The organism is Streptomyces oryzae (assembly GCF_017676365.1).
In the GTDB taxonomy this organism is placed as follows: domain Bacteria; phylum Actinomycetota; class Actinomycetes; order Streptomycetales; family Streptomycetaceae; genus Streptomyces; species Streptomyces oryzae.
On sequence record NZ_JADKMA010000291.1, the window covers coordinates 1 to 5,997 of the forward strand.

A 5,997-nucleotide genomic window follows, 5' to 3' on the forward strand; every position below is an offset into this window, starting at 1 on the left:
GCCTTCTCCCACCTCTCCCGCCTCTCCCCCTCGGTTCCCCCGCGCTCCCCTCGCTCTCGTGACCCGCCTTGTGAACGGGGTCTCGCCAGCCGCGAGTTGATCCGTGAGCATGTACGCGTGAGCCGTACACGCGGGGACATCCCTGAGGACACTGCGGAGACGCGCGCCCGGCGCGGCCGGCGGCGGCTGCTGGTCGCCGGAGCGCTGTTCGCGACGCTGATCCTCCCCAAGGTCGTCGGCACCCCTGGATACGTGGACGTCTCGGACGGTGCTCGGGCCGCCCGCCCCTCGGCGGGCGGCGGCAGCGCTTCCGCCCACCCGTCGCCCCGTCCGGGCGACGGCTCCACCGCCTCTCCGGCGCCGTCCCTCCCAGGCCCCGGGCCCAGCAGTGCGCTGCCGAGTCCGCCCGCCGGGTCGCCCGCCTGGCCCGCGCCGGGCGGCTCGGGGCCGGTGGCGGGGTCCGGCGACGACTCCCTTGCGGGCGCGTTCCGTTCGGTGCGCGCCGGGCAGTGTCTGACGGTGCACGGCAACGGCTCGGGGTGGAGCCGCCCCGCACCGGTCGAGGCCACCCGGGTCGACTGCGACGACGACCGTGCCTATACGCGGGTGACCGCCGTACGCCGCGCGGGCCCCGGCGGCGAGACGGGGCGCGCGTGCCCCGTCGGCAACGGGCGCGCCGAGTGGGCGCACGGTGACGTCACGCTGTGCGTCACCCGCCAGTTCCGCACAGGTCAGTGTCTGCTGGCCGAAGCGCGCGGTGGCGAGATGCGGGCCGCGTTGATGTCGGCACCCGCTTGCTCGGCGGAGCCGCGTTCCGGCGGGGGCCGGTATGACAGGTTGCTGACGATCACCGGCGTCCACGAGGGGCGGATGCCCTGCCGGGAGGGGGATGCGGGGGCGCACTCCCGGTACTGGGCGTGGGAGGTGGATGGTGGGGAGCGCACGTTGTGTACGGCTGACGCTGCGGAGTGAGACCGGGTGATTGCGGCATCCGGGTAGCCACTCTCCGACGTCTGCCGACTGCGGGGGTGTGGCGGGCTGGGCGCGCCGTTCCCCGCGCCCCTTACGGGACGCAGCCCATCATTCGGGGCCACGCCTCTGGCGCCGCGCTGGCCAGCACTATTGCGAGTACCCCGACGAGCAGCGCGGCGGGCAGGGCTGCGCCTGCCAGGGCCAGGAACGGGAGCGCGGAGAGGGTTGCCACGAGGCAGTAGCAGGCGCCCGCGAGGGAGAGGAAGCACTGGGTGCGGGGTGGGCCGTCCGGGTTGAGGCGTACGACGAGTGCCGCGCAGACGGCGGCCCAGAGTGCGGCGCGGGGTTCCCCGAAGCTGATGGCGTCCCGTACCGCCTCGGCGGCCGTGAACCACCACTGGCCGTCCAGGGTGTCCATGAGGTGCGGGAAGTCGGCGGCGTAGTCGGGCAGTCGGGTGCCCTTGGGTACCGTCCCGCCGAGTGCGGCCACGTCCTGCCGTACGAACTCGGTGATCAGCAGCACCGCGACGCCGAGGGCCTGTGCGAGGCCCGCAGCCCGGCCGACGGTCCAGGCCCGGAGCCGGGATCCGGCGCCGGGCGGGGTGTGGCCCTTGGCCGCCGGCTCGCCGGTCACCGGCCCGGCTTCCGTCGCCGCGCTCTCCATTCCCGCACCGCCCCCTCGCCCTCGCCCGGCCCGCCTCATGATCCGGGCCGGGAAACCCGCCCGCAAGCGGTCGTTTCTTCCTCGGCCCGTGCTTCTTCGGTCCCTGCTTGTCCGGTCAGTCCTTCTCCGGTCAGTCCTTCTTCGGGAAGGACACCTCGACGCGGCGGTTCTTCGCGCGGCCCTCCTCGGTCCTGTTGTCGGCGACCGGGTAGTCCTCGCTGTAGCCCCGTACGTTGAAGCTGACCTCGGAGCCCAACTGCTGGGACAGCGCCGTCTGGACGGCCGTGGCACGCTTCTTGGAGAGCGTCTTGCCGTGCTCGTAGGAGCCGAGGTCGTCGGTGAAGCCGAAGACGTTGACCTCGGTGCTGTGCTGCTTCTCGATCTCGTCCGCGATGGTCTTGATGCGGGCTTTCGCTCCGCTGTTGAGCTTGGCGCTGTTCTTGGTGAACAGCACCTCGGCCTGGAGCGTGAACTTCGTCTTCACCGTGCTGTCCTCGCGGCGCTCCTCGCCGCCGAGGTCCTCGGTCACGAACTTGATGTCCAGCACCTTGGGTTCCGCCAGCTTGGCGCCGTCGGCGAGCCGCAGCCCGTCCGCTTTCGGCTCGACCTCCACCGGCGTCTCCGAGTCCCCGATGTTGTCCGGCGGCTCACTGAACCCCGGGTCGCCGGGGCCCTTCTCGCCCGGCAGCGAGGGGGCCTGCCCGGTGGGGATGCCGGTGGGGTCGTCGGTGGGGTACTGGGTGGCGATGTCGGGGATGGACGGCGTCGGCCGCGGGGTGGGGTCCTCGGCCCGCGCGGCCGCTGAGGTGATGCCCAGGACCAGCGCGGCGGAGAAGGACGAACACGCCACAGCTCTGGTCACGTGCCGCTGGGTGAAGCCCATCTCTCACTCCCCTCCACCGATCGTCACCGTGGCCGGCGGCATGTCCGCAATCTGGAACTCGACCTTGTCGTTGCCCTGCGGAGGGGCAGGGAACTGCGCGTACCAGGTCTTCGACTTCCCGGGCTGGATCGGCTGGCCGAACGAGGTGCACAGACATCTGCCCTCGGTGTCCCTGAGGACGAGATAGCGCTTTTTGCCCTTCTTGTCGACCAGTTTGGCTCCGGCGACCGACAGTTTGTTGCGCAGGGCGAGTTCGGACTCGTTGCCCTCCCAGCCCGGTGCCACCCAGGCTTTGCCGCTCCCGTTGGTCACCTTTCCGGTGAGCGTCACGAAGCCGCCCGACTCGCGACGGGCCGAGTTGACGGTGAGGGTGATGTCCTCGCCACCGCGCACCTGGGCCAGCGGCTCGCCGTCCGCGGACCCGCCGGACTGCCCGCCGCTGTCGCCACCGCCGATGCCACCGCTGCCGTCCGTCTTTTCGGAGGGCCGGGGCTCCTTCGCGTCGTCGCCGCTGTCGCCGCCGCAGCCTGCGGCGGTCAGCACCAGTCCGGTTGCGAGGACCATCGCGGTCACACCCCTGCGAGCCCGCAGGACATGCCGAAGATTCATGGAGTGGCTCGACTCTCGTTCGTCGTTGCTCTCGTTCGTCGTTGCTCGCGTTCGTCGTTCGCTCGTCGTTCGCCCGTCATTCGACGAGCACCACTGAGAAGAGATCTGACGGTTTCAGGCCCTCGCCCTCGTCCTCGGGGTCGATCGTCAGCTCTTCGCCGTCACAGCTGAGTTCGATCTCCTCGGCGGCGTCCCCGGGGTCGTCGGTGTCGTCGGAGCCCCCGGTGTCGTCGGCCTCGCAGCGCGGTCGGATCACCGCCGTTGCCGTTGCCTTGGCCGTCCTGTTGTCCGTGCCGGGGACGACCGTGTTGCCGGTGTCGAAGCGGGTTTCGATGCGCACGCGGTAGCCGTCGTCGCCGTCGCGCGTGACCAGGTCGCAACTGAGCAGGTCGGAGCGGTTGCGGTCGGCGAAGCGTGCCGCAGCGCCGCAGCCGTCGCCGGTCAGCGGGGCCACCGCGTCCAGCCAGTCCTGCCAGCCGTCTTTGGTGTCGAGTGCGTCGAGGAAACCGTCGAAGAACTGCTGGCGATCGTCTTCGGCGGCTCCGAGCGCGGCCGCGTCCGCTGCCGTCTGACCGCCGTTGCGCACCGTTCCGGCCTGGGCCACGGCGAAGAAGGCGAAGGCGAGGAAGAGCAGCGCGGCGATCACCGCGCCGTACAGGATGACGGTCTGCCCGCTGTCGCCCCGGGCGCCGCGCCTGGTCAGCCGCCCAGTACGGCACTCACCGCGTTGGCGATCGCGCCGGAGATCATCGAGTCGAGGCCCAGCGCCCGGATCGCCAGGATGATGCCGGCGACGAGGATGACGATGCCGGCGTATTCGATCGAGTTGGCGCCCCGGTCCGCGGGGCGGCCCCTCATGTGGGCGAGGCGGGTGCGGACGCGCCCACGCGTGGCGTTCGACATCGGGTTCTCCTCCGTTGCTGGCTGACTCGGAGCCGCCCCCTCGGGGGCCGCCACGGGTGTGTGGTCTCACGTCGTACGCGCCCCCTCCCGTTGCCACTCCGCGGTGTAGCTAACAGTCGTTACCCGGATGCAGACTGTGCCACAACTCCTCGCGGAGGGCGATGGCGGGAAGGAAAGCGCCTGGCGCCGAACCTCTCTGCAGGGGCGGCGGGTTGGGCGCGGTGATACCCCTTCGCCGTGGCCCGGGCCCGCGCGGTCGTCAGCCACCCAGCACCGCGCCGAAGTCGGTGTCGGAGCCGAGGATGAAGGTGGCCACGATCAGGATGAGGGTGCCGGGGAGCAGGAAGGCGATGGTGGTCATGGTGGCCTTGGGTACGGTCTTGGCCGCCTTGCGCCGCGCGTTCTGAGCGTCGGTGCGCCGCATGTCGGTGGCGATCTGGATGAGAGTCTCGGCGATGGGGGCGCCGAGCTCCTCGCCCTGCTGGAGCGCGGTGACGAACTGGTCGACCTGGTCGCTGGCGTTCCGTCGGCGCAGCTCGTCGAATGCCTGGCGGCGGCTGACGCCCATGTCCATCTGGCGCAGGGTGATGCGCAGTTCGTCGGCCCAGGGGCCCTGGTAGCGGTCGGCGACCCGCTCCAGTGCCTGCCGGAAGCCGAGTCCGGCGGAGACGACGACGGCGAGGACGTCGAGGAAGTCCGGCAGGGTGCGCTCGATGACCCGCCGCCGGTCCTTGATGGCCTGCCGGATGGCGAGGTCGGCGGCGAACCAGCCGAACGCCAGCACGAGCGCGGTGAACAAGAGGCTGCCCGACCAGAGCCCCACCAGGGCCATGGCGATGCCGAAGAGGCCGTAGACGGCGCGGCGCGCCGCGTACCGCTGGAGGGTGAGGCCCCCGGGGTTGCCGGCCTGGTCGATCCTGCGGCGTTTGGCGGCGACCTGCTTGGGGCCCATCAGCCGCAGCACCAGCGGCGCCAGCCGCATACCGAGCCGGTCCACGGCGGCCTCGCCCTTGGTGGTGCGGGTGGCGCCGACTTCCAGCGCGACGGCCAGGTCGGGCGGCAGCTTCGTCTCGGCCCGGTACATCCGGATGCCCGCGAAGGCGCCGTAGACGGCGAGGGCGGTCAGCGTGGCCAGTCCCAGAGCGATCACCGGCTCACACCTCGATCCGGCCGAGACGGCGGATGACGAGGAACCCGGCGGCGAACAGCCCCACGGCCACCACCATGGCGACCTGGCCGACCGGGCTGCCGGTCACCCGCGCGAGGGCGCCCGGCATCATCGAGTTCATCATCAGCATGGCGCCGAGCCCGAGCAGCGGGATGGTGAAGGCCGTCGCATTGACCTCGGCGAGCATGGTGCGCACCTCGCGCCGGGTCTCCTTGCGCTCCTCCAGCGTGGTGGTGAGGTTGCGCAGCGAGGCGACGATGGTGCCGCCCGCGCGGTTGGCCAGCACCAGTGTGGTGACCAGCACGACGAGTTCGCGGGAGGGCAGCCGTTCGGCGAGCTCGTTCAGCGCGTCGTCGATGGACCGCCCGACGGTCAACTGGTCGGTCACCAGCCGTAGTTCGTCCCCCGCAGGGGCTTCCAGCTCTTCGGCGGCCATGCCCAGCGCCGTACGCAGGGCCAGGCCCGCCGAGGTGGCGTTGGCGAGGATGCGGGCGAGTTCGGGGAGCTGGTTGATGAACTGCTCGGTGCGGCGCTGCCGCTGGTGGCCCAGGAAGGCGTTGGCGGCCAGTACACCGACGAGTCCGGCGATCGGCCCGAAGAACGGGGCCAGCACGGAGGAAGCCAGCAGCCACAGCACGGCGACCAGGCCCGTCAGGTAGACGACGTACTCGCCGGGCGTGAGGTCGAGTCCGGTGCTGGCCAGCTTCGCCTGGAGGCGGCGGCCGGGCCCGGTGGCGCGTACCCGCCGGTCCACGCCCACGAAGCGGCGCCGCCGGCCGCTGCCGCCGGGCGGGAGGG

Annotated in this window: 8 protein-coding genes; 1 reads left to right on the top strand and 7 read right to left on the bottom strand. The window is 71.7% G+C overall.

Annotation, left to right across the window (positions count from 1 at the left end):
* Window positions 1–117: 117 nt before the first annotated feature.
* On the top strand, window positions 118–972 hold the full coding sequence (locus ITI46_RS32585) for a hypothetical protein (RefSeq protein WP_209243555.1): 855 nt from the start codon (window positions 118–120) through the stop codon (window positions 970–972).
* A 91-nt stretch (window positions 973–1,063) separates the two neighbouring features.
* Here the strand turns inward: ITI46_RS32585 and ITI46_RS32590 are convergent, their stop codons facing one another.
* The 7 genes from ITI46_RS32590 to ITI46_RS32620 form a co-directional block, all read right to left on the bottom strand.
* The gene (locus tag ITI46_RS32590) at window positions 1,064–1,636 is read right to left on the bottom strand and encodes a GPW/gp25 family protein (protein WP_209243556.1); all 573 of its coding nucleotides are present in this window, start codon (window positions 1,634–1,636) and stop codon (window positions 1,064–1,066) included.
* Between the two features lie 130 nt (window positions 1,637–1,766).
* On the bottom strand, window positions 1,767–2,519 hold the full coding sequence (locus ITI46_RS32595; RefSeq protein ID WP_209243557.1) for an OmpA family protein: 753 nt from the start codon (window positions 2,517–2,519) through the stop codon (window positions 1,767–1,769).
* Window positions 2,520–2,522: 3 nt separating this feature from the next.
* Window positions 2,523–3,083 carry a hypothetical protein gene (locus ITI46_RS32600; RefSeq protein ID WP_307808419.1) on the bottom strand — a complete coding sequence of 187 codons (561 nt, stop codon included), beginning with the start codon at window positions 3,081–3,083 and terminating at the stop codon, window positions 2,523–2,525.
* A 121-nt stretch (window positions 3,084–3,204) separates the two neighbouring features.
* The gene (locus ITI46_RS32605) at window positions 3,205–3,774 is read right to left on the bottom strand and encodes a hypothetical protein (RefSeq protein WP_209243559.1); all 570 of its coding nucleotides are present in this window, start codon (window positions 3,772–3,774) and stop codon (window positions 3,205–3,207) included.
* A 53-nt stretch (window positions 3,775–3,827) separates the two neighbouring features.
* Complete coding sequence (locus ITI46_RS32610; RefSeq protein WP_209243560.1) at window positions 3,828–4,031, bottom strand: hypothetical protein; 204 nt, start codon at window positions 4,029–4,031, stop codon at window positions 3,828–3,830.
* A 259-nt stretch (window positions 4,032–4,290) separates the two neighbouring features.
* A complete protein-coding gene (locus ITI46_RS32615) occupies window positions 4,291–5,181 on the bottom strand; it encodes a DUF5936 domain-containing protein (protein WP_209243561.1) in 891 nt (296 codons plus the stop codon).
* 4 nt (window positions 5,182–5,185) lie between these two features.
* Window positions 5,186–5,997: type II secretion system F family protein (locus ITI46_RS32620; RefSeq protein WP_209243562.1), on the bottom strand; the 812-nt coding region annotated here is incomplete at its 5' end.

Excerpts from the sequence above, each read along its gene's own strand:
- ITI46_RS32590 (WP_209243556.1), bottom strand. The coding sequence starts at position 1,636 with ATGGAGAGCGCGGCGACGGAAGCCGGGCCGGTGACCGGCGAGCCGGCG.
- ITI46_RS32600 (WP_307808419.1), bottom strand. The coding sequence starts at position 3,083 with ATGGTCCTCGCAACCGGACTGGTGCTGACCGCCGCAGGCTGCGGCGGC.
- ITI46_RS32610 (WP_209243560.1), bottom strand. The coding sequence starts at position 4,031 with ATGTCGAACGCCACGCGTGGGCGCGTCCGCACCCGCCTCGCCCACATG.
- ITI46_RS32595 (WP_209243557.1), bottom strand. The coding sequence starts at position 2,519 with ATGGGCTTCACCCAGCGGCACGTGACCAGAGCTGTGGCGTGTTCGTCC.